This window comes from Actinoplanes italicus, assembly GCF_003001815.1.
In the GTDB taxonomy this organism is placed as follows: Bacteria; Actinomycetota; Actinomycetes; order Mycobacteriales; family Micromonosporaceae; genus Actinoplanes; species Actinoplanes italicus.
This window is the reverse complement of record NZ_PVMZ01000003.1, coordinates 640,692-661,750: the sequence shown is the minus strand read 5'-3', so window position 1 is coordinate 661,750 and position 21,059 is coordinate 640,692. Positions and strand designations below refer to the sequence as shown.

Here is a 21,059-nt window from a genome sequence, read left to right as displayed (position 1 = left end):
CTGCCTTCTGAAGACGAGTCGCCCCGTAAGACGAGTCCGTACAAGTGTTTGAAGTCGAGCAGACACTCTAGCCACGGGGTACGACATTTTTCCGGACCACCCGCTCACTCTTACGAGTTGACTCTCCAGATCTCGACGCCACCGACGAGTTCCGGCGAGCCGAGCGCGTCCACCAGGGTCGCCCGTTGCGCGGCCACGTTGCGGTCGTCCGGAATCAGCACCACGACCGCCGCGCGCCAGTAGGCCAGGTCAGCCTTGATCCGCTCGCGGTCGGTGTCGGTCAACGCCGGACTGTATCCATACTCCCGCACACTCCAGAGCAGCTGCGAGGTGTAACGGTGTGGGGCCCGCCACGAGCCGGTGTCGTCCCAGGGCGGGTCGGCGGGACCCATGAAGTAGCCGCGCGGCGTCGCGTAGTCGAAGTTGTTCAGGGTCGCCCAGCGCTGCCCGGTCCGGCCGGTCGTCACGTCCGGCAGCGGTACCGTGACCAGCGTCCTGCCCTCCGGGACGTACTGCCGCCACAGGCCGGCGGTGATGAACTCGGGCATCGGGACGCCCTCGTTGACCGGCAACGGCTTCGGGATCAGCGGTACGAGAGCGAGCACCATGCCGATCTTGAAGCGCTTCCGGGTAAGCGCCGGGTAGTCCCGGATCCGGTCGATCGCGAACGCCAGCAGCACACCGGCGACCATGGCCGGCACCATCGCGAACCGGGTCACGCTCACCAGGTCGATCACCGGCACGTGGCTGATCAGCGCGAACGGCATCGGGATGCCGGTCTTGAAGCCGACCAGGCGCAGCTCCGGGCCGAGCGACATGACCAGCAGCACGATCCCGGCGATCGCGGTGGCCCGCATCGCCGCCGAGCGCCAGAGGATCACGATCGACACGATGATCATCACGAGGCCGAACGGCCCGAAGAACGTGTTGTCCTCGGTCGCGCTGACGCTCAGCCGCCGGGCGACCGGGCCGATCCCGGCCAGCGACTGCCGCGCGAAGGCGCCCAGCGAGGCCAGGTCGGTGACGTAGACGCTCGGTTCGAACGGCTGCCCGTGGTAGCTGCCCTTACCGAAGAACTGGATGTAGAGCGGGTAGCCGGACAGCGCCCCCGAGGTGAGAGCCGCCACACCGAGCCCGCCGGTGAACCGCTTCCACACCAGCCGGGTCTCGTCCCGCCGCATCAGGGCGTACGAGACCGCGAAGACGCCGAGCGTGAGCGCGAGGAAGAGCAGGGCCTCCTCGTTGATGAAGATCTGCAGCACGATCAGCAGGCCGAGGATCACACCGCCGCGCCACACCCGGCCGGGTTCACGCAGGCGCAGCACCTGCCACACGATGAACGGCAGCACGTAGTTGCTGACGAAGTTCAGGTGCCCGTTCGCGTGCGACACCATGGCCGGGGCGAACCCGCACCAGGCGGCGCCCACGATCGCGGCGAGCGGGGTACGGCCGAGGTGCCGGGAGAAGACCCAGTACCAGGCGAAGGCCGTACCGCCGAGCCCGAGAGTGATCACCAGCGCGGCGGTCACCCCGCCACCGAGGAAATGCGTGACCGGGGCCAGCGGCAGCGCCAGGGCGAGGATGGACGTGTTCGCCATCATGTTCACGCCGTCCGGCACGTTGAGCCGGTCCTCGTAGAACAGTGACGCGCCGTCGAAGACGACCCGCTCGGCGTGCGCGAGCATGAACAGGAAGATCCCGTGGTCGTCCCTGTTCCCGGCGAGCACCCGTCCGTTCGGATCGATCCACAGCTGGATCACCACGAACACGGCCAGGCCCAGGAAGCCCAGCGCCGTCCAGGTGTCGGTCCGGGTCCAGCGCCGCTTCGCGACCGGGCCGGGAACCGCCTCCACCACGTCGTCCGCGGTCTCCGCCGCCTGCCTACCGGTCACCTCATCCGCCGAACGCACCGGGCGAATTCTGCCAGAGCACTTCCCGCGGCCCACATGGCCGCCCGTACCGCTGCCGGCCACGCAGCAGCCCGGCACCCGCCTGGCCGGCGGGAGCGGGCAGCCACCCGCGTCCCGCACAGCCGGGGTACACGTAGCCGTACGACATCAAAAACGATGCGGGCCGGGTGGCGCCGGAGCACGCCGGACCCTCGCCAGCCTCGCGGATCGCCGCCCGCTCTCCACCTCGACCTCGCGGCGGAGTTTGCGCCAGCTGGCCAGCCGCCGGGGTGGGAGCGTCCCGTCGGCGAGGGCTGCCTGGACGGCGCAGCCCGGCTCGGTCTCGTGCCTGCAGTCGTCGAATCGGCACCGCCCGGCCAGGTCGGTGACGTCCGCGAAGGCCTTGTCGAGACCGCCCTCGGTGTCGAGCAGGCCGACGCCACGGATGCCCGGGGTGTCGATGACGGCACCGCCCTCGGGCAAAGTGATCATGTTGCGGTACGCGGTGGTGTGACGTCCCTTACCGTCGGCGTCGCGGATCGCCTGGACCGGCATCACGGTCGTGCCTGCCAGCGCGTTGGCCAGCGTCGACTTGCCGGCACCGGACCGGCCCAGCAGGGCCAGCGTGCGGCCGGGTCCGACGTACGCCCGCAGCTCGTCGAGCCCGGCGCCGCGCTGGACGCTGACCGGCAGCACCGGAACGCCCGGCGCCAGTTCGCCGATCTGACGGGCCACCGCCGCGGGATCGCTGGTGGTGTCGGTCTTGGTGAGCACGAGCAGCGGGTCGGCCCCCGACTCCCAGGCGAGCGCGAGCAGCCGCTCGACCCGGGCGTCGTCGGGCTCGGGATGGATCGGTTCGACGACGGCGACGGTGTCCATGTTGGCGGCGAGAACCTGGCCCGACGAGTCCTTGTCGGAGGTCCGCCGGATGAGCGTGGTCCGCCGGGGCAGGACCATCTCCAGAGTGGTCCGCCGGTCCGGCCAGTGGCGCAGCACCACCCAGTCACCGGAACAGGGCAGCAGGGCGGGGTCGCGGGCGGCGTCGATCATGACGGACCCGCCGAGTGTCGCCCTGGTCACCCCGGTCGCGGTCAGCACGGTGCAGACGCCGCGGTCGGCCCGGAGAACCCGGCCGGGCGCGGTGTCGGAGCGGTCCCAGCGGCTGAACAGGGATGCGAAGTGGTCGTCCCAGCCGAGCTGGGACAGGTGGTACGACATGTGAACCCTTTACGGTCTGTCGGGGACGGCGTGGCCTGCTGATCAGGCGAAGGCCCCCGGGTGAAGGGACGCGGCAAGACTGAACGGCACGGTCCTCACCTCCTCCGCGGGTTGATCGATCGTCGCGTCTGGCAACGACGGTACGACCGTCGTCCGCCCGGGCGAAAGTGAATTCCGCCGGGGGTGCTTGCGGCACCGGATAGTGTCGTTGCGTGACGATCGATCCGCTGGTGTTGATGACCGACGTGGAGGACGCCACCGAGGCGCTCCTGGTGGCCGCAGAGCCGCTGAGCGACGGCGAGATCGGTGCTCCGTCGCTGCTGCCGGGCTGGTCGGTCGGTCATGTGCTGACCCATCTGGCGCGCAACGCGGACGCCCTGACGAACCTGCTGACCTGGGCGCGGACCGGGGTGGAGACCCCGGCGTACGCGTCGCCGGAGGCCCGTGCCGCCGGGATCGAGGCCGGTGCCGGCCGCCCGGTCGCCGAGCAGCTGGCCGACCTGCGCGCGGCGCACGAGCGGTTCGCCGACGCGGCCGCGGCGATGCCGGAGGCGGCCTGGGCGACGCGGCTGCCGCTGGCCCGGTCCGCGGCGGCGGTGCCGTGGTTGCGCCTGTGCGAGATCGAGATCCACCGGGTCGACCTGGGCCGTGGTTACACGCCTGCCGACTGGCCGGACGCGTTCGCGCTGCGCCTGCTACGAGCCACGGTGAAGGACCCGCCGGCCGGTGCGCCCGGCATGGTGCTGCGCCCGTTCGGCCTGGAACACCCGCTGGTGATCGGCTCGGAGGACGGCCCGGTCATCGGCGGCCCGACCCGGTCGCTCGCGGCATGGCTGATCGGCCGGGCCGACGGCTCCGACCTGACCGTCTCCCCGGACGGGGAGCTACCCACTCCCGCGAGATGGAGATGAGCGTGCCCGAGATCCACGACCTGGGCGGCGGCCTGACCATGACGAAGGTCTCGGTCGGCCCGATGGACAACAACGCCTACCTGCTCAGTGCCGGCGGCGAGCAGCTGCTGATCGACGCCGCCAACGACGCCGGGACCCTGCTGGACCTGATCGGCGACACCGGGCTGCGGACGGTCGTGACCACCCACCGGCACGGCGACCACTGGCAGGCGCTGGCCGAGGTGGTGCGGGTCACCGGCGCCGAGTCGCTGGCCCACGCCGACGACGCTGCCGAGATCCCGGTGGTGACGCGCACGCTGCATGACGGCGACACGATCGAGGTGGGCGGGCACAGCCTCGACGTGATCCACGTGGTCGGGCACACACCCGGCTCGATCGTGCTGGCCTACCGGGGCGCCCACCTGTTCACCGGGGACAGTCTGTTCCCGGGCGGGGTCGGCAACACCCGCGGGGTGAAGGAGAACTTCGAGTCGCTCATCGGTGACGTCGAGCGCAAGCTGTTCGGCCGATTCGGCGACGACACGTGGTTCTACCCGGGCCACGGCAAGGACTCGACACTCGGCGCGGAACGCCCGCACCTGGCGGAATGGCGGGAACGCGGCTGGTGACACGAACGTGGGGAGACCGGGGCGCTGACCTCGTCCCGGTCTCCCTGCTCTACGTGCTCTGCCTGCGGGTCAGCCCCGGCCGGGCTTCGCGTTCTTGTTCACCGTGACACCCTCGGCGAACGCCACGATCTGGTCACGGCTCCAGCCCACGCCGTCCCAGACCTGAATCTCCAGGTTCATGCCGGACGGCTGCATGATGAAGAGGCTGATGCCGTCGCCCTCAGAGCCGGGCCGCTTCACGAAGAAGCCCTCCCGGTCGCCGATCATCACCTTCTCCGGCTTGCCGGGCATCTTGCCGTGCTCGTCGACCGACTGCAGCATGACGGCGACCTTGCCGACGAAGCTGTTCGGGTCCTGGTCGGCCATGCCCTCCGGTCCGACGGTCAGGGAGCCCTCGGTGACACCCTGGACCTCGTAACCGGCCGGCACCTGGGCCACCGTGAACGCGTCGGGCTGCTTGCCCTTGTAGGCGATCAGCTGGAAGGCCGGCGCCTTGGCGTCCGCGGTCGTGGTGCTGGTGACCGGCGCCTTGGCCTCGGGCGTGGTGGTGGCGGCCGGAGATCCGGAGGCGAAGGCGAAGGCCGCGGCGACGGCGGCGACCGCGAAGGCCGAGCCGGCGGCGGTCTGCATCGTACGGCGGCGGCGCAGTGCCTTCTGTCCACGGGCCAGGTCCGCGACGACCTGCTCCCGGGTCGGCTCAGCGCCCGGACCGGCGATCCGCGCCAGCCCGTCCTGAAGGTTCATCATTTCAGTTTCTCCTGCTCAGAGAGTTGCCAGGGAGGGATTGTTGCCGAGAACCGCGCGGAGCCGATCGAGCGCCCGGGCAGTCTGGCTCTTCACCGTCCCCTCGGAGCATCCGAGGGCGTCGGCGGTGTCGGCGACATCGAGGTCGTAGAAGTAGCGGAACACCAGCGCGGCCCGCATCTTCGGTGGCAGCTCCTTCAGGGCCACGCGCAGCCCGTCGGAGACATCACCGTTCACGTGTTCCGCTGCGGCCCGGTCGGGGACCTCGGCCATCGGCCGTTCGCTGCGCCGCCACCACCGCCGCCGTTCGTCGGTCAGCGCGTTCACCAGTGTCCGCCGGACGTAACCGTCCGGGTTGTCGGCACGCTGGAACGACGGCCACGCGACGTAAAGCTTCGTCAGCGTCGACTGCACCAGGTCCTCGGCCAGGTGGGCGTCACCCGCCGTGAGCAGAGTCGCGGTCCGCACCAGCGCGGCCCTCCGGCTGACCACGAACTGATGGAATTGCTCATCACGCTCGTTCTTCACACGAGCCCCTCCTTCGCTCTCACGCCTCCCTGACGACTCCCACCTCCATCCGGTTGCATGAAGTCGCTGAGCAATCCGAGATACGGCTTGAACAGGGGCGCAGCGTACTCGTCCCGCTTCGAGGTGCCCAGACCCAGCGTGACCAGGGACTGCACCATCAGTGTCGCGGCGGTCACCCCATCGACGACCGGGACGCCCAACTCGGCGGAGACGTCGTGGCAGAGCCCGGCCATCCCGGCGCAGCCGAGGACGATCACATCCGAGCCGTCCCGTTCCAGGGCCTCGCGGGCCAGGGCTGTCACTCTCGGCAGCACCGACGGGTCGGACTCCAGCTCCAGGACCGGGATCTCACAGGCGTGCACCCCTCGGCAGGCGCCGGCGGGGGCATAACGACTGGCGAGATCAAGAGCTCGTCCGGCCGTACGACCAAGGGTTGTGACCACGCTGAAACCGCGACCGACCAGCATCGCCGCATGCATCGCCGCCTCCGCGATGCCGACCACCGGTCCCGCCGCGACCTCGCGGGCGGCATCGAGCCCCGGATCACCGAAGCAGGCGACGACGTAACCGTCCGCGCCGTCCCGCTCCCCCGCGATGATCTCGGCGAGGAGGCCGGGGACCGCGAGCGCCTCGTCGTAGTGACTCTCGATGGAGGCCGGGCCCATCGCCGGGGTGACCGCCTCGACGACGACGCCCGGACCGGCTACGGCCCGGGCGTTCGCCTCGATCAGCGTGGTCATCGACGCCGTGGTGTTGGGATTGATGACCCGGATGAGCATCAGCTCTTCGCCGGCGCCGGGTGGAGGCTCTTCTTCGCCAGCGCCAGGTAGACCACGAAGCCCAGGCCGCAGCCGATGAACCAGCTGTACTGCGCCACGTCGGTGATCTTGCCGAGCACCGGGATCACGGCGACGGCCGCGCCGACCGCGGTCGCGATGATCGCGGGCGGGTTGTAGCCCTTCTTGTAGAAGTACTTCCCGGCCGGCGACATGGTGAACATCGCGTCCACGTCGACCTGCTGCCTGCGGATCAGGTAGTAGTCGGCGATCAGGACCCCGAACAGCGGCCCGATGAAGGCGCCCAGCGTCTCCAGCGTGTAGTGGATGACCTCCGGGTTGTTGTAGAGGTTCCAGGGGGTGAGCAGCACCGATCCGACCGCCGCGATCATGCCGCCGGCCCGCCACGAGATCTTCTGCGGACTGACGTTGGAGAAGTCGAACGCCGGCGAGATGAAGTTCGCCACGATGTTGATGCCGATCGTGGCGATGGTGAAGGTGAGCGCACCGAGCACGATCGCGAACGTGCTGTCGATCCGCGCGACCGTCGCCACCGGATCGGTGAGCAGCTCGCCGAAGACCGGCACGGTCAACGAAGCGGTGACGACGGTGAGGATGCTGAACATCAGGAAGTTGATCGGCAGGCCGAGGAAGTTGCCGACCTTGACGGCTTTGAACGACCTGCCGTACCGGGAGAAGTCCCCGAAGTTGAGCATCGGGCCGGAGAAGTAGGACACGACCAGGGCGATCGCGCCGAGCATCACCGGGATCGCGTCGACGCCGGTGACCGTGACCTCACCCAGGTTCAGGTCGATCGCACCCCAGCCGGCTTCCGAGATCAGGTATCCGGCCAGCAGGAACATGACCACGTAGACGGCCGGGCCGCAGAAGTCGATGAACTTGCGGATCGTCTCCATACCGGTCCAGAACACCGCCGCCTGCAGGACCCAGAGCAGGGCGTACGTGCACCAGCCGAGCAGCGGCAGGCCGAGGAACCCGTACTGCTCCACATCGGCGTAGGGCATCAGGGACGGCCACAGCTTCAGGATCACGACATCGAGGGCGGCGGAGGCCAGGTACGTCTGGATGCCGTACCACGCCACCGCGATGGCACCCCGGATGATCGCCGGCACGTTCGCCCCGAGCACCCCGAACGCCACCCGGTTGATCACCGGATAGGGCACGCCCGTCACCTGCGACGGCTTGGCGACCAGATTGCAGAAGAAGTAGACGATCGTGATACCCACGACCAGGGAGACCAGCACCTGCCAGCTGGACAGCCCGAGTGCGAACAGGCTGCCGGCCGTGACGTAGCCGCCGACGCTGTGCACGTCGGACATCCAGAACGCGAAGATGTTGTACGAGCCCCACCGCTGCTCCTTGAGCGGGGCCAGGTCCTCGTTGGTGAGCCGGGGATCGTAACTGGACTTCATGACGCCGCTACCGACCGGCATGCCGGCGGCTTCGACCAGGTCCTCGTGGTGTTTGCCGGGGGTGGTGGTCATGCGGTCACGCTAGGGAGCCGCTGTTTCACCCGGATGTGCTGAACCGTATATCTTTCTCCTCCACGAACAGCCCGGTGTGCTGCGGCAACGCCGAGATGAACCGTTGCAGCCGGGCATGGTGGCCGGCGCAGGCCCGGCCCAGCGCATCCGCGTCGCGCCGCAGGAAGGCGGCCAGCATCACGGCGTGATCGGCGTGCAGCAGTTCACGGTCCGAGCCGGTCAGGTGCGTCATCGGCCGCAGGGGTTCGGTCATGTTCCACGCCGACTCGAGCATGTTCAGCAGCCGCCGCATCCGGCACGGGTTGATCAGCGCCAGATGGAACCGCCGGCTCTCCCGGTGATAGGCCGCCCCGTCGTCACCGGTCTCGATCGCCTCGTCGAGCGCCCGCAGCGCAGCCCGGGCCAGCCGGTCGTCCTCGGCGGTCGCCCCGGCCACCGCCACCCGCAGCGCCGCCGATTCCAGGGCCTCGCGGACCAGGTAGATCTCGCCGAACTCCCGGGCCGTCATCATCGCCACCCGGTAGCCGCCGTTCGGCCGGTGATCGACCAGGCCCTCGCCGATCAGCGTCATCAGCGCCTCACGTACCGGGATCCGGCTCACCCCGAACGCGGTCGCCACCCCGTCCAGCGGTATCGCCGAACCGGGCGGGACCTCGCCGTACAGGATGATCGCCCGCAACTCGTCGACGATCGCGCTGCGCACGCTGCCGGCCGGGCGGTCGGCGAGCCGGGCGAGCAGGGCGGAACGGCGCCGCGGTCCGGACATGGCCGGACCCTAGCCCCTCGCGGTTATCGGCGCGTTTCGCGTCGTGCTGGATAGGCTGGCGTCATGCCGTTGTACCCGCACCCACACCATCAGCCGGAGTGGCAGCCACCGCATCTGCCGCCCGGTGGACCCGGCCTGCCGGGCTGGCTGGAGGAACGGCTCTTCGACCAGCGGATCGTGATGCTGCGCGGCCAGCTCACCGCGGAGACCGCCACCGGGATCGCGGCCGCCCTGCTCACCCTGGACTCGGCGGGGCCGGAGGCGATCCACCTGCACGTATCCAGTCCGGGCGGGGACCTGAGCGCCGCGCTGTCGGTGGTGGACGTGATGGACGCGCTGTCCGCGCCGGTGCATGCCCTGGTCACCGCCGAGGCGGGCGGGGCGGCGCTGGCGGTCCTGGCCGCGGCGGATCAGCGCGCGGCGTACCGGCATGCCCGTTTCAGGCTGAACGAACCGCGCGCCGCGGGGGTGACCGGGACCGCCGACGAGGTCGCGGCCGCCGCGGGGCAGCACCTGCGCGAGCTCGAGGAGGTCGTGGTCCGCCTCGCCGAGATCACCGGCAAGCCGCGGAGCCGGATCGAGGACGACCTGTCCGCAGGGCGGCGCCTGACCGCTGCCGAGGCCCTCGAGTACGGCCTGATCGGCGAGGTGGTGGCCCCGAAAAAGAACGGGCCCCGGTGAGAACCGGGGCCCGATCAGTGGTGCTTGGAGCTCAGGACGGAACCTTGACACCCATGGAGCGGGCGGTGCCGGCGACGATCTTGATCGCGGCGTCGAGGTCGTTCGCGTTGAGGTCCGGCAGCTTGCGCTCGGCGATCGCCTTGATCTGGTCGCTGCTCAGCGTGCCGACCGTGGTGGTCAGCGGGTTGGCGGCGCCGGAGTTGATGCCGAGGGTCTTCCGGATGAGGAAGCTGGTCGGCGGCGTCTTGTAGGCCAGCGTGTGGCTGCGGTCCTCGTAGACCGACACGATGACCGGGATGATCTCGCCCCGGTTCTTCGACGTGGCCTCGTCGTACTCCACCTTGACGGCGCGCATGTTGGCACCGGTCGGGCCGAGCATCTTACCGAGGTCGACCATCGCGGCGTTACCCGCCTCAAGCGCGAGGGTTACCTCATGGGTCTTCTTCTTGGGAGGCATTGGGTAAGGCTCCTTAGGGTGAGCTGCGGGCCGAGACAACGCAGCTCGCCAGCATCAACGACACACGACAACCCCGAGACCTTACTACCGCATCAACGAGAGGGTCAAAACGGCTGGTAACGGGGTCTCGGGTCCGCCGACCAGTGTAGCTCGCGACTCCGGCGGCCCTGGGACCGCCCCGGCTCAGAACCGGTCGCAGTCACACTCACGCATGTTCGCCCGGATGAGGTGGACGTACTCCGGGTTGGAGAGCTTCTTGCCGTCGAGGTAAGCCTCCTCGGTCGAGCCGAACCCCATGTTGTACGCGTCGGCCACCAGATTGAGCAGGCAGGGTGACGCGTCCGACTTGCACTTCGACGCGCTCAGGTCGTAGTTCTTCTTGAAGTACTTCTCTCCGAAGTACTTCGTCAGCCAGGCCAGGTAGTTGGCGCCCAGCATCGCGTTCTGCCTGTAGTCCTTGGAGTCGTAACTCTTCTCGAACCGCTGGTTGACGAAGTCCTGGGTGTCCGGCATGACCTGCATGAGACCGTAACCGCCGTCACAGTTGCGGATGTTCGACACCCAGCCGCTCTCGTGCCACGCCACCGCCCGGATCAGATCGGCCGGCACCTTCAGTTTCGGCGCCGAACCCGGCCAGTACACCTTCGTGGCGGCCGCGTTCAGCGCCGTCTTCGCCTTGGCCCGGGACACCGCCTTGCCGACGTACTCGGCACAGTCCGGCAGCTGCATGTTGAAGGGGTCCTCGGTCGGCGACGGTTTCGCCGTGGGCTTCTTGGTGGTGGGCTTCGGCTTCGGCTTCTCCGTCGTCGGCTCCGGGTCCGGCTCCGGCGTCGTCTCCTCGACCGTCGGCGCCACCGACACCGGCGCCTGCGCGGCCACCGTCTCCTTCTCGCCCGCTCCGGCCTGCCCGCACCCCGCCACGACCAGCAACGCTGTGACCGCGGCCACGATCCTGATGCGCCGACTCATCGATGCACACCTCCCCCATGAAGACATCGATGACCGACGCTAGCAGCAGCTAGTTGATCTTCGCTGCCCCTTCACAGGCCCCTCAAAAAGGACAGAAGAGCACAAGATTCGGGTCTTGACCCCGTGTCACGAACGGCAACGTGAGCCGGGGACAATGGACGTCATGCAGACCCGCACCGACCTACGCAACGTCGCCATCATCGCTCACGTCGACCATGGCAAAACCACCCTGGTCGACGCCATGCTGCGCCAGGGCAGCCAGTCCCACGCGCGTGGCGAGATGGCCGACCGCGTCATGGACTCCATGGACCTGGAGCGGGAAAAGGGCATCACCATTCTCGCCAAGAACACGGCGATCAGCTACCAGCCCGCCGAGGGCGAAGCCGTCACCATCAACATCATCGACACCCCCGGTCACGCCGACTTCGGCGGTGAGGTCGAGCGCGGCCTCACCATGGTCGACGGCGTCGCCCTGCTCGTCGACGCCTCCGAAGGCCCGCTGCCGCAGACCCGCTTCGTGCTCCGCAAGGCGCTGCACGCCAAGCTGCCGATCATCCTGATCATCAACAAGGTGGACCGGCCGGACGCCCGCATCAAAGAGGTCGTCGACGAGACGTACGAGCTGTTCCTCGACCTCGACGCCGACGAACACCAGATCGAGTTCCCGATCGTCTACGCCTGCGCCCGCGACGGCATCGCCTCGCTGAACCAGCCGAAGGACGGCACCGTCCCCGAGGACAGCGACTCGCTCGACGTGCTGTTCAGCACCATCCTCGACACCATCCCGGCACCGAAGTTCCACGAGGACGCGCCGCTGCAGGCGCACGTGGTCAACCTCGACGCCTCGCCGTTCCTCGGCCGCCTCGCGCTCTGCCGCGTCCACGAGGGCACCATCCGCAAGGGCCAGACCGTCGCCTGGTGCAAGACCGACGGCACCATCAGCAACGTGCGCATCTCCGAGCTGCTCGTCACCGAGGGCCTCGAGCGCAAGCCCGCCGAGAGCGCCGGCCCCGGCGACATCATCGCCCTCGCCGGAATCCCCGACATCATGATCGGTGAGACCCTCGCCGACGCGGAGAACCCGATCCCGCTCCCCCTGATCACCGTCGACGAGCCGGCCATCTCGATGGTCATCGGCACCAACACCTCGCCGCTGGTCGGCAAGGTCAAGGGCGCCAAGGTCACCGCGCGCATGGTCAAGGACCGCCTCGACAAGGAGCTCGTCGGCAACGTGTCGCTCCGCGTCCTCAACACCGACCGCCCCGACGCCTGGGAGGTCCAGGGCCGTGGTGAGCTTGCTCTCGCCATCCTGGTTGAGCAGATGCGCCGGGAGAACTACGAGCTCACCGTCGGCAAGCCCCAGGTCGTCACCCGGACCATCGACGGCAAGGTCCACGAGCCGGTCGAGCGCCTCACCATCGACGCCCCCGACGAGTACATGGGCGCCATCACCCAGCTGCTGTCCACCCGCAAGGGCCGGATGGAGGAGCTGATCAACCACGGCACCGGCTGGCTCCGCATGGAGTGGCTCGTCCCGGCACGTGGCCTGATCGGTTTCCGCACCGAGTTCCTCACCGAGACCCGCGGCACCGGCATCATGCACCACCTGTTCGAGGCCTACGAGCCGTGGTTCGGCGAGCTGCGTACCCGTCAGAACGGCTCCCTCGTCGCCGACCGGGCAGGCGCGGTCACCGGCTTCGCCATGATCAACCTGCAGGAACGCGGCCAGCTCTTCGTCGAACCGACCACCGAGGTCTACGAAGGCATGATCGTCGGCGAGAACTCCCGCGAGGACGACATGGACGTCAACATCACCAAGGAGAAGAAGCTCACCAACATGCGCGCCGCGAGCGCCGACAACACCGAGCGACTGATCCCGCCGCGCAAGCTCAGCCTCGAGCAGGCCCTCGAGTTCTGCCGCGAGGACGAATGCGTCGAGGTCACCCCGGCCGCGGTCCGCATCCGCAAGGTGGTTCTGGACGCTACGACCCGTGGTCGTGCCGCCGCCCGGCGTAAGCACCAGTAAGTTCCTTCACGTCCGGCCCGCCTCGGGTTTCCTGAGGCGGGCCGCGTTGCGTTCGGGTCGGTTTGGCGGCACCTGGCCCGCTCTGGGCGGTCAGGCTTGATCCCTCCGTGCGCCGTGTGCCGCCCCAACCTTGCGTTCCGGCGTTTTCTCCCGGTTCGCGGTCCGGTTGCGGTTTCGATCAAGACCTTTTCTGCTGTACGTCTGAAGCACGCACCCTGCCATGCCTCTTCCGGCGTGCTGTTCCCCCGTCCGGGACGAGGTACCGCCGGGGCGCACTCACTTGAAGAAGCTCGCGCACCGCCAAGCCGAGAGTGACCCGTCCAGGCCGCCTCAACCTCGCCCCCCCCCTTCTCGCTCGTTGCCGCACGCTTCACTGAGCCCACTCAGGAACGCCTCCGCCGCGTCACCTTCTCGCTCCCTGCGGTCCGCTTCACTGAGCCCGCCCAGGAACGCCTCAACCTCGCCCCCTTCTCGCTCCCTGCGGCGCGCTTCACTGAGTCTCGTCCCGCTCCGCCACGGCATCGTTCGACCCGGCCCTTGTCCGCCGCGTCGCCCCGCACCGGTCCGCGAAGCTCGGATGCGCCGCTCGCCGTGCGGCGGCAGGCGCACACGGACGGGTCCTGTGCGAGGCTGGCGTCGCCCGGGCCACTATCAGCGATCACGTATTGCCTGCGTGCGACCCTGCTGTCGCCGGCGGCCATCCGGGGCGCACGGGAAGCAGGCCGGCGGCCGGCCGGGATGCACGGGAAGCAGCAATGTGTGCGGCTGCCGACTCTCGCAGCCTGCACGGTGAGCTGGCGTGGGCCTGGCGGCAAGGTTCGGCGGAAGCGGAAAAGGCCGGGCCCGGGCGACCACTGTCGCCCGGGCCCGTGCCGGGTGGTTCTTTTGCTGCTGCTACTTGGACAGCAGCTCTCGTTTCTTGTCGCGGGAGGTCTTCGCCAAGCTGGCGACCGTGGCTATGGCCAGAGTGCCGAGGATCACCAGGAGCGATAGCCAGATCGGGATCTCCGGCGCCCAGTGGAAGCCGTGGCCGTCGTTGATGAACGACAGGCTGTTGGTGTGCAGGGCTTCGAGGACGAGCTTGACGCCGATGAAGGCGAGCACCACGGCGAGGCCGATGTTGAGGTAGACGAGGCGTTCCAGCAGGCCACCAAGGAGGAAGAACAGCTGCCGCAGACCCATCAGCGCGAAGACGTTCGCGGTGAAGACCAGGTACGGCTCCTTGGTGATGCCGAAGATCGCCGGGATGGAGTCGAGCGCGAAGATCAGGTCGGTGGTGCCGATAGCGATCATCACGATGAGCATCGGCGTGAAGAGGCGCTTGCCGGTGGCCGAGACCGTGCGGAACTTGCCGTCGCCGAACTCGGAGGAGAGCGGCAGGGCCCGCTTCGCCCAGCGGATGAGGATGTTCTCCTTGAACTCCTCGTCGTCGTCCTCGCCCTTGACCAGGGTGATCGCCGTGTAGACCAGGAACGCGCCGAAGATGTAGAAGACCCACGAGAACTGTGTGATCAGGGCGGCGCCGGCGGCGATGAAGATGCCACGCATGACGAGCGCGAGCACGATGCCGATCAGCAGCACCTTCTGTTGAAGATGCCGTGGCACGGCGAACCGGGCCATGATGATCACGAAGACGAAGAGGTTGTCGACGCTCAGCGAATACTCGGTGAGCCAGCCGGTGTAGAACTCACCGGCCGCCTGCCCACCAGCGGTGATCCAGACGCCGATACCGAAGATCACGGCGAGGCCCACGTAGAACGCGACCCACCCGCCGGCTTCCTTCATGCTGGGCTCGTGTGGCCGACGCCCGATGATGAGCAGATCGACGGCGAGAACCGCGATCAGCGCGACCAGCGTGGCGCCCCAGACCCAGGCGGAAACGTTCAATTAAGGACCTCCGGCAGACACGGGTCGTCGCTGCGCCCACCCGTGATCGGGATGAGAACAGCGACGTGCGACTGTCGGAGGTCTCTTCCGCCACGGATCTGAACCTCCGTGACCACCGGCCCCGGGTTCGCCTTGGAGGCGTTCCGTGTTGACGAGACCGGAGCGGGGGAATACTCCCCTCCCACAGGAGCCATTGTTGCGCATCCTTGGCGCGAACGGCACACCGGGAGCCGGGAAGTGGTACAGCTCGCCGCCGAAACGCCCCATCCGGGCAAACCGACATCCACCACACGTCTCGGCATACCAATTCATCGCCGTTTTCCTCAGCCTACGCCTCGACCAGCGACGATCCGCCCACTTCGGCGTCCTCGCAGCCTCTCAGGCATCCTAGTATGCTGACCATCCGGTGCGTATGGGACGCTTGCGGGCATGGTTCTCGAAGTCACGCTGATCGACGTCCTTCCCGGCCGCGAGGACGACTTCGTCGATGCCTACCAGCTGGCGCGGCCGCTGGTCGCGGGCAGCCCCGGTTGCCGCTCGGTCCGGCTCCGAAGAGGCCTGGGCTCCCCCACCCGCTTCGTGCTCCTCACCGAATGGGACAGCCCCGACGCCCACGAGCAGAACTTCCGCCGCACCGACCGCTTCGCCCAGTGGCGAGCCCTGATCGGCGGCTCGCTGGCCCAGCCCCCGCTGGCCGAATACTTCACCGACCTCCAACCCGACCGCGCCCTCTTCACCACCACCTGACCAGGCCGCACTCCCCAAACCTTCCCATAAGACCCTTCCCGGGTACGGCCAGAGCAGCCCTCAACCGAAGCCGAGCCAGCCCGACGCCCCCGGGTCGAGCAACGCCAGCCAGACGATGCCAGGCGGGGGCCGAAGCCGGCGAGGACGGACGCGAGCCAAGCCGCCCGTCAGAAGAAATCCGCACTCGAACAGCGCACCCCACTGCCAGACGACAACGCGCGTGGTGAACCGTGGTGCGCATGCGGGCACAAATCACCACACAGCCAGCAACGACAACACGCGTGGTGAACCGTGGTGCGCATGCGGGCGCTTCATCGGGCCCCGGCCAGCAATGACCACATGCGTGGTGAACCCTGGTCCGTATACGGGCGCAAATCACCACACAGCCAACAGCCACAACATGCGTGGTGAACCCTGGTCCGTATACGGGCACAAATCACCACACAACCAACAGCCACAACCCACGTGGTAAACCGTGGTGCGCATGCGGGCGCTTCGTCGGGGCCGGGCGGCAGGCTCAGGAGTCGATCGGCCGGTAACGGGCTCGATGCCCGACGCCCTTGAACCCGATACGCCGGTAGAGCGACACGGCCGGATTGTCGACGTTGACGCAGAGCCAGCCCTCGTGAAGGCCCGCGCTCGCCATCCGGCGCAACGCCTCCCGGATCAGTGCGCCGCCGAGGCCCGTCCGCCGAGCCGCCGGTACCACTCCCACCTGCTGGATCCAGTTGTCACCCACCGAGACGAACCCCGCGTCGCCGATCTCCGGAAGGGTTGCCAGGAGCGACCGCTCGGGCTGGAAGTCGTCGTCCTCGGCGGTCTCCTCGATCCACTCCGCGGCGGACGGGTCCGGGAAGCCCGGTCGTTCCCGGAAGGCTGTCGCGTACACCTGGAAGAACCGCTCCGCCGTCTCCCCGTTCCACTCGGCCACCGTGGTCCCGGCAGGCCAGGTCGGCTCGGGCGCGGGCGCGGCCGCCAGATCGATCCGCATGACCTCCTCGGCGAAGAACTGCCGCAGCCCCCGCGATTCGAACAACTTCTCGGCGTCAGCACTGAGCCCTTCGGTCTCCACCGTCACGAACCCGGCGGTGGCGCCCTCAGATTCCGCAGCCACCGCGAGCGCCGCATCGAGCAGCCGTGATCCGACCCCACTCCCCCGAACCGCCGGATCCACCAGCCCGGTGACCACCGACCCCCGCGGCCCAGGACGCACCGCGATCGCAGCCAGCAACACGCTTCCACCCGCGTCCCCCGCAGCCGGCAACGCACCCGCGGCCGCGTCCCCCGAGAAAGCACCCATGGCGGCGTTCTCGAGAGACGAACCACGGCCAGCCGCATCCCCGGAGGAGGCGGTGGACACGGCCGCGTCCCCGGAGGAGGGGCCGCCCGCGGTGGCGTCGCCGGGAGAGGAACCGGGCTCGGCCGCAGCTCCGGGAGCGGGGCCGCGCACGGTGAACGTCTTCGTGCCCGGGCGGGACCAGCGGCTCCGCACGAACCACGGCTCGACCGCCAAGGGCAGGCCGCCGTCAGCTTCCCAGCAGCGGCGCGCCAGCGTTACCAGCTCGCCCTCCTCAAGGGCAGCATCGTCGCTGATGATCTTGTGAGCCGCTGTCATGGCCGCCAGCCTAATGAGGCCGGCGGCCGCGGACGAACGCTTATTTCACCCCTGCCATGTCCATGCCACGCAGCTCCTTCTTCAGCTCGTGGATCTCGTCGCGGATCCGTGCGGCCAGCTCGAACTGCAGCTCGCGGGCCGCGCCGAGCATCTGCTCGTTGAGGTCCTGGATGAGCTGGGTGAGTTCGGCCCGGGCCATGCCGGCGCGGGCCGGTGTGGCCGCTGCCTTGCCCCTGGACCGGGTCTCCGGCACGGGCGCCTTGCCACGGGACATCTGCCGGCCGGCGCCGCCGACCATCGTGCCGCCGACGACCTCGTCGGTGTCCTCGGCCTCCCGGTAGATGTCGTCGAGGATGTCGTGGATCTTCTTGCGCAGCGCCTGCGGCTTGATGCCGTTGGCCTCGTTGTGGGCGATCTGCTTGGCGCGGCGCCGGTCGGTCTCGTCGATGGCGTCCCGCATCGACGGCGTGATCTTGTCGGCGTACATGTGGACCTCGCCGGACACGTTCCGGGCGGCCCGGCCGATGGTCTGGATGAGCGACCGGCCGCTGCGCAGGAAGCCCTCCTTGTCGGCGTCGAGGATGGCGACCAGCGATACCTCGGGCAGGTCGAGGCCCTCCCGGAGCAGGTTGATGCCGACGAGGACGTCGTAGTCGCCCTTCCGCAGCTCCTTGAGCAGCTCGACGCGGCGCAGCGTGTCGACCTCGGAGTGCAGGTAGCGCACCCGGATGCCGTTCTCCAGGAGGTAGTCGGTGAGGTCCTCGGCCATCTTCTTGGTGAGGGTGGTGACCAGGACCCGCTCGTCCTTCTCCGTGCGCACCTGGATCTCGTGCATGAGGTCGTCGATCTGGCCCTTGGTGGGCTTGACCACGACCTGCGGGTCGACCAGGCCGGTGGGGCGGATGACCTGCTCGACGAACTCGCCCTGGGCCTGCTCCATCTCCCAGTTGCCGGGGGTGGCGGAGAGGAACACCATCTGGCCGACGCGCTCCAGGAACTCGTCGAACCGCAGCGGGCGGTTGTCGGCCGCGCTGGGCAGCCGGAAGCCGTGCTCGATCAGGATCCGTTTGCGGGACGCGTCGCCCTCATACATGCCGCCGATCTGCGGGATGGTGACGTGCGACTCGTCGATGACCGTGACGAAGTCATCGGGGAAGTAGTCGAGCAGGGTGTACGCCGGCTCGCCGAAGGTGCGTCCGTCCATGTGCATCGAGTAGTTCTCGATGCCGTTGCAGAAGCCGACCTGCCGCATCATCTCGAGGTCGTAGGTGGTCCGCATCCGCAGGCGCTGGGCCTCCAGGAGCTTGCCCTGCCGCTCGAACTCGGCCAGCCGGTCGGCGAGCTCGGCCTCGATGTCGCGGGTCGCCCGCTCCATCCGCTCCGGCCCGGCGCCGTAGTGCGTGGCCGGGAAGATGATCAGCTCGTCGACCTCGCGGATCACGTCGCCGGTCAGTGGGTGCAGGTAGTAGAGCTTCTCCACCTCGTCGCCGAACATCTCGATCCGGAGGGCCAGTTCCTCATACGCCGGGATGATCTCCAAGGTGTCGCCGCGGACCCGGAACGTGCCTCGCTGGAAGGCCATGTCGTTGCGGGCGTACTGGATGTCGACGAGCTGGCGCAGCAACTTGTCGCGGCTGATCTCGTCGCCGACCTTCACCCGGACCGCCATGGCGACGTACTCCTGCGGGGTGCCGAGGCCGTAGATGGCGCTGACGGTGGCGACCACGATCGTGTCACGCCTGGTCAGCAGGGATCGGGTGGCCGAGTGGCGTAGCCGCTCCACCTCCTCGTTGACCGACGAGTCCTTCTCGATGTAGGTGTCGGTCTGGGCGATGTACGCCTCTGGCTGGTAGTAGTCGTAGTAGCTGACGAAGTATTCGACCGCGTTGTTGGGCAGCAGCTCGCGGAACTCCTTGGCGAGCTGGGCGCAGAGAGTCTTGTTGGGTGCGAGCACCAGGGCGGGCCGCTGCAGCCGCTCGATGAGCCAGGCCGTGGTGGCGCTCTTGCCGGTGCCGGTGGCGCCGAGCAGGACGGTGTGCCGATCGCCGCTGCGGACCCGCCGCTCCAGTTCGTCGATCGCGGCGGGCTGGTCACCCGCGGGCTGGTAGTCGCTGACGACCTCGAACCGGCCGTCGAGTCGTGGGATGTCGAGCGCCATGCCACCACCGTACGTCGGGGGTATGACAAGAAAGTCCGCCGCCCGTGCCGATGGTGCACATTCGGCTCGGGCGACCGGCATTGTCGGGGCTCGACGGCGGCACCTAGGCTGGTCGGGTAGGCCGCTCGCGGCGGCCGCCGGCACGGGCCCACCCGGGTCCTGCCGCACCACGGTCGATGCGCGCCGGACGCCCTGGCGAGCGCACCCGAGGTGGGTCGCCCACGACCCGGTCGCCGCGAGAGCCGTCAATCAAGAAAGACGGGCGAGAACCGCCGACCAAGGAAGACGAAGGAACACAGGCGAGAGCCGTCAATCCGCAGGTTGCCAGCCGGTCGCCTCGGCCCAGTCGTCGGCCGCGCGCGCCTCCGCCTCGAACCACGGGTCCTTCGCGACCGCGTACCCGGCCCGGTCGTCATGCTCCTCCGCCAGCCGCGCCTTCACCGCCGCGTAGGCATCCCGCGCCTCGGGGACCGCCCGCAGGTGGTCGCGCATCAGCAGCGCGAAACGCCAGCCCGGCGAACCGGCGACGCGCAGGTGCAGGTTGACCCGGTACCCCGGATCGGCGCAACCGTGCAGGCGTTTCGGCCAGGTGCCGCCGGGGATGCCGTGCGCGTTGTCCGTCCAGTCACCCGGCCGCACCGGAAAGCCCAGCTCACCGAGGCGTCCCGCGAGGCGGTCGGCCTCGTCCAGAGTCCGCACGCCGATCATCAGATCGATGATGTCCTTGGCGGGGAGACCGGGCACCGCGGTCGATCCGATGTGGTGAACGCCGACGTCCGCGCCGATCCCGTGGCGGATCCGGGCAGTCAGCCGGGCTCCGGCACGCAGCCACTCCGGGTCGGACGGCACGATACGCAATTCCGGGCCTTTCGCCACGGAACGACCCGACCGCAGATTACGTTCGAAGACGGTCAGCCGCTCGCTCCACAGCCGGTCCACCCGCGCGTGCAGGCCCTTCAGGTCGTCCTCGTTCTCCAGGACCACGTCGGCGGCGGCCCGCCGGCTCGCGTCGTCGGTCTGCGCGTCGATCCGCGCGGCGGCCTCCGCCGGCGACATGCCACGCAGGCGGGTGAGACGCTCCAGCCGCACCTCACGGTCGGCCAAGACCACGATCACCATGTGGTACGAGGAAGCGAGCCCCGCCTCGACCAGGAGCGGAACGTCGTTGACCACGATCGTGTCGTAAGCGGCCGAGCGAGTCAGTTCGGCGGTCCTCGTCCGTACCCGGGGATGAATGATCTTCTCGAGGCGCCGCCGTGCCGCCTCGTCGCCGAAGACGCGCGCACCCAGCGCCGGACGGTCGAGCTCGCCGTCCGCGGTCAGCACACCGGCCCCGAAGACCTCGACGATCTCGGCGAGCCCGTCGGTGCCGGGTGCGACCACCTCGCGGGCCAGCACGTCGGCATCGATGATCACGGCGCCGCGCTCGGCCAGGCGACGGGCGACCGCGCTCTTGCCGGCACCGATACCGCCGGTGAGACCCACTCTCAGCATGGACTGCATATTGCCAGTGCCGATCCCTCGGGCGCGCCCGGGACCGGGTGGTTTCGGGAAAGGCGAAAGGCCGCCCCGAC

18 protein-coding genes are annotated in these 21,059 nt (G+C 68.9%); 5 read left to right on the top strand and 13 right to left on the bottom strand.

The features are described from left to right. Positions 1–110 precede the first annotated feature (110 nt). Together CLV67_RS10920 and rsgA are read right to left on the bottom strand one after the other, a co-directional pair. On the bottom strand, positions 111–1,910 hold the full coding sequence (locus CLV67_RS10920; protein ID WP_239166801.1) for a glycosyltransferase family 87 protein: 1,800 nt from the start codon (positions 1,908–1,910) through the stop codon (positions 111–113). A 147-nt stretch (positions 1,911–2,057) separates the two neighbouring features. Continuing rightward, the gene (gene rsgA, locus CLV67_RS10915) at positions 2,058–3,107 is read right to left on the bottom strand and encodes a ribosome small subunit-dependent GTPase A (RefSeq protein ID WP_106317053.1); all 1,050 of its coding nucleotides are present in this window, start codon (positions 3,105–3,107) and stop codon (positions 2,058–2,060) included. Positions 3,108–3,319: 212 nt separating this feature from the next. On the opposite strand from rsgA, the gene CLV67_RS10910 reads away from it, so the two are divergent. Together CLV67_RS10910 and CLV67_RS10905 are read left to right on the top strand one after the other, a co-directional pair. Next, a complete protein-coding gene (locus CLV67_RS10910) occupies positions 3,320–4,018 on the top strand; it encodes a maleylpyruvate isomerase family mycothiol-dependent enzyme (protein ID WP_106317052.1) in 699 nt (232 codons plus the stop codon). Positions 4,019–4,056: 38 nt separating this feature from the next. Further along, complete coding sequence (locus CLV67_RS10905; protein ID WP_373873202.1) at positions 4,057–4,626, top strand: MBL fold metallo-hydrolase; 570 nt, start codon at positions 4,057–4,059, stop codon at positions 4,624–4,626. Between the two features lie 69 nt (positions 4,627–4,695). Here CLV67_RS10905 and CLV67_RS10900 read toward each other — a convergent pair whose 3' ends face one another. The 5 genes from CLV67_RS10900 to CLV67_RS10880 are packed head-to-tail and all read right to left on the bottom strand — an operon-like array spanning position 4,696 to position 8,945. Continuing rightward, the gene (locus CLV67_RS10900; protein ID WP_106317050.1) at positions 4,696–5,373 is read right to left on the bottom strand and encodes a hypothetical protein; all 678 of its coding nucleotides are present in this window, start codon (positions 5,371–5,373) and stop codon (positions 4,696–4,698) included. A 15-nt stretch (positions 5,374–5,388) separates the two neighbouring features. Continuing rightward, the gene (locus CLV67_RS10895; protein ID WP_106317049.1) at positions 5,389–5,898 is read right to left on the bottom strand and encodes a SigE family RNA polymerase sigma factor; all 510 of its coding nucleotides are present in this window, start codon (positions 5,896–5,898) and stop codon (positions 5,389–5,391) included. After that, on the bottom strand, positions 5,895–6,677 hold the full coding sequence (locus tag CLV67_RS10890; RefSeq protein WP_106317048.1) for an aspartate/glutamate racemase family protein: 783 nt from the start codon (positions 6,675–6,677) through the stop codon (positions 5,895–5,897). Before CLV67_RS10890 ends, CLV67_RS10895 begins: the two co-directional genes overlap by 4 nt. Beyond that, positions 6,677–8,179, bottom strand: a complete 1,503-nt coding sequence (locus CLV67_RS10885) for an NCS1 family nucleobase:cation symporter-1 (RefSeq protein ID WP_106317047.1) — start codon at positions 8,177–8,179, stop codon at positions 6,677–6,679. Before CLV67_RS10885 ends, CLV67_RS10890 begins: the two co-directional genes overlap by 1 nt. A 25-nt stretch (positions 8,180–8,204) precedes the next feature. Beyond that, a complete protein-coding gene (locus CLV67_RS10880; RefSeq protein WP_106317046.1) occupies positions 8,205–8,945 on the bottom strand; it encodes a GntR family transcriptional regulator in 741 nt (246 codons plus the stop codon). Between the two features lie 63 nt (positions 8,946–9,008). Here CLV67_RS10880 and CLV67_RS10875 point away from each other — a divergent pair, with 63 nt between their 5' ends. Continuing rightward, positions 9,009–9,626 (top strand): ATP-dependent Clp protease proteolytic subunit, encoded by a 618-nt coding sequence (locus tag CLV67_RS10875; RefSeq protein ID WP_106317045.1) that lies wholly within the window; start codon positions 9,009–9,011, stop codon positions 9,624–9,626. A gap of 31 nt (positions 9,627–9,657) precedes the next feature. Here the strand turns inward: CLV67_RS10875 and CLV67_RS10870 are convergent, their stop codons facing one another. Both CLV67_RS10870 and CLV67_RS10865 read right to left on the bottom strand, forming a co-directional pair. Next, on the bottom strand, positions 9,658–10,083 hold the full coding sequence (locus CLV67_RS10870) for an uL11 family ribosomal protein (RefSeq protein WP_106317044.1): 426 nt from the start codon (positions 10,081–10,083) through the stop codon (positions 9,658–9,660). 183 nt (positions 10,084–10,266) lie between these two features. Further along, positions 10,267–11,052 (bottom strand): transglycosylase SLT domain-containing protein, encoded by a 786-nt coding sequence (locus tag CLV67_RS10865; RefSeq protein ID WP_106317043.1) that lies wholly within the window; start codon positions 11,050–11,052, stop codon positions 10,267–10,269. Positions 11,053–11,215: 163 nt separating this feature from the next. Between CLV67_RS10865 and typA the strand changes: the two genes are divergently transcribed. Then, the gene (typA, locus tag CLV67_RS10860) at positions 11,216–13,078 is read left to right on the top strand and encodes a translational GTPase TypA (RefSeq protein ID WP_106317186.1); all 1,863 of its coding nucleotides are present in this window, start codon (positions 11,216–11,218) and stop codon (positions 13,076–13,078) included. Positions 13,079–13,972: 894 nt separating this feature from the next. Here the strand turns inward: typA and CLV67_RS10855 are convergent. Continuing rightward, positions 13,973–14,965, bottom strand: coding sequence for a TerC family protein (locus tag CLV67_RS10855; protein WP_106317042.1), 993 nt, complete (start codon positions 14,963–14,965; stop codon positions 13,973–13,975). A 429-nt stretch (positions 14,966–15,394) separates the two neighbouring features. Here CLV67_RS10855 and CLV67_RS10850 point away from each other — a divergent pair, with 429 nt between their 5' ends. Beyond that, the gene (locus CLV67_RS10850) at positions 15,395–15,712 is read left to right on the top strand and encodes an antibiotic biosynthesis monooxygenase family protein (RefSeq protein WP_106317041.1); all 318 of its coding nucleotides are present in this window, start codon (positions 15,395–15,397) and stop codon (positions 15,710–15,712) included. A 517-nt stretch (positions 15,713–16,229) separates the two neighbouring features. Here CLV67_RS10850 and CLV67_RS10845 read toward each other — a convergent pair. The 3 genes from CLV67_RS10845 to coaE form a co-directional block, all read right to left on the bottom strand. Further along, positions 16,230–17,327: a GNAT family N-acetyltransferase gene (locus CLV67_RS10845; RefSeq protein ID WP_106317040.1), complete on the bottom strand. Its 1,098-nt coding sequence runs from the start codon at positions 17,325–17,327 to the stop codon at positions 16,230–16,232. 40 nt (positions 17,328–17,367) lie between these two features. Continuing rightward, the gene (uvrB, locus tag CLV67_RS10840) at positions 17,368–19,485 is read right to left on the bottom strand and encodes an excinuclease ABC subunit UvrB (RefSeq protein WP_106317039.1); all 2,118 of its coding nucleotides are present in this window, start codon (positions 19,483–19,485) and stop codon (positions 17,368–17,370) included. A 309-nt stretch (positions 19,486–19,794) separates the two neighbouring features. Then, on the bottom strand, positions 19,795–20,979 hold the full coding sequence (coaE, locus tag CLV67_RS10835; protein WP_106317184.1) for a dephospho-CoA kinase: 1,185 nt from the start codon (positions 20,977–20,979) through the stop codon (positions 19,795–19,797). Between the last annotated feature and the right edge of the window lie 80 nt (positions 20,980–21,059).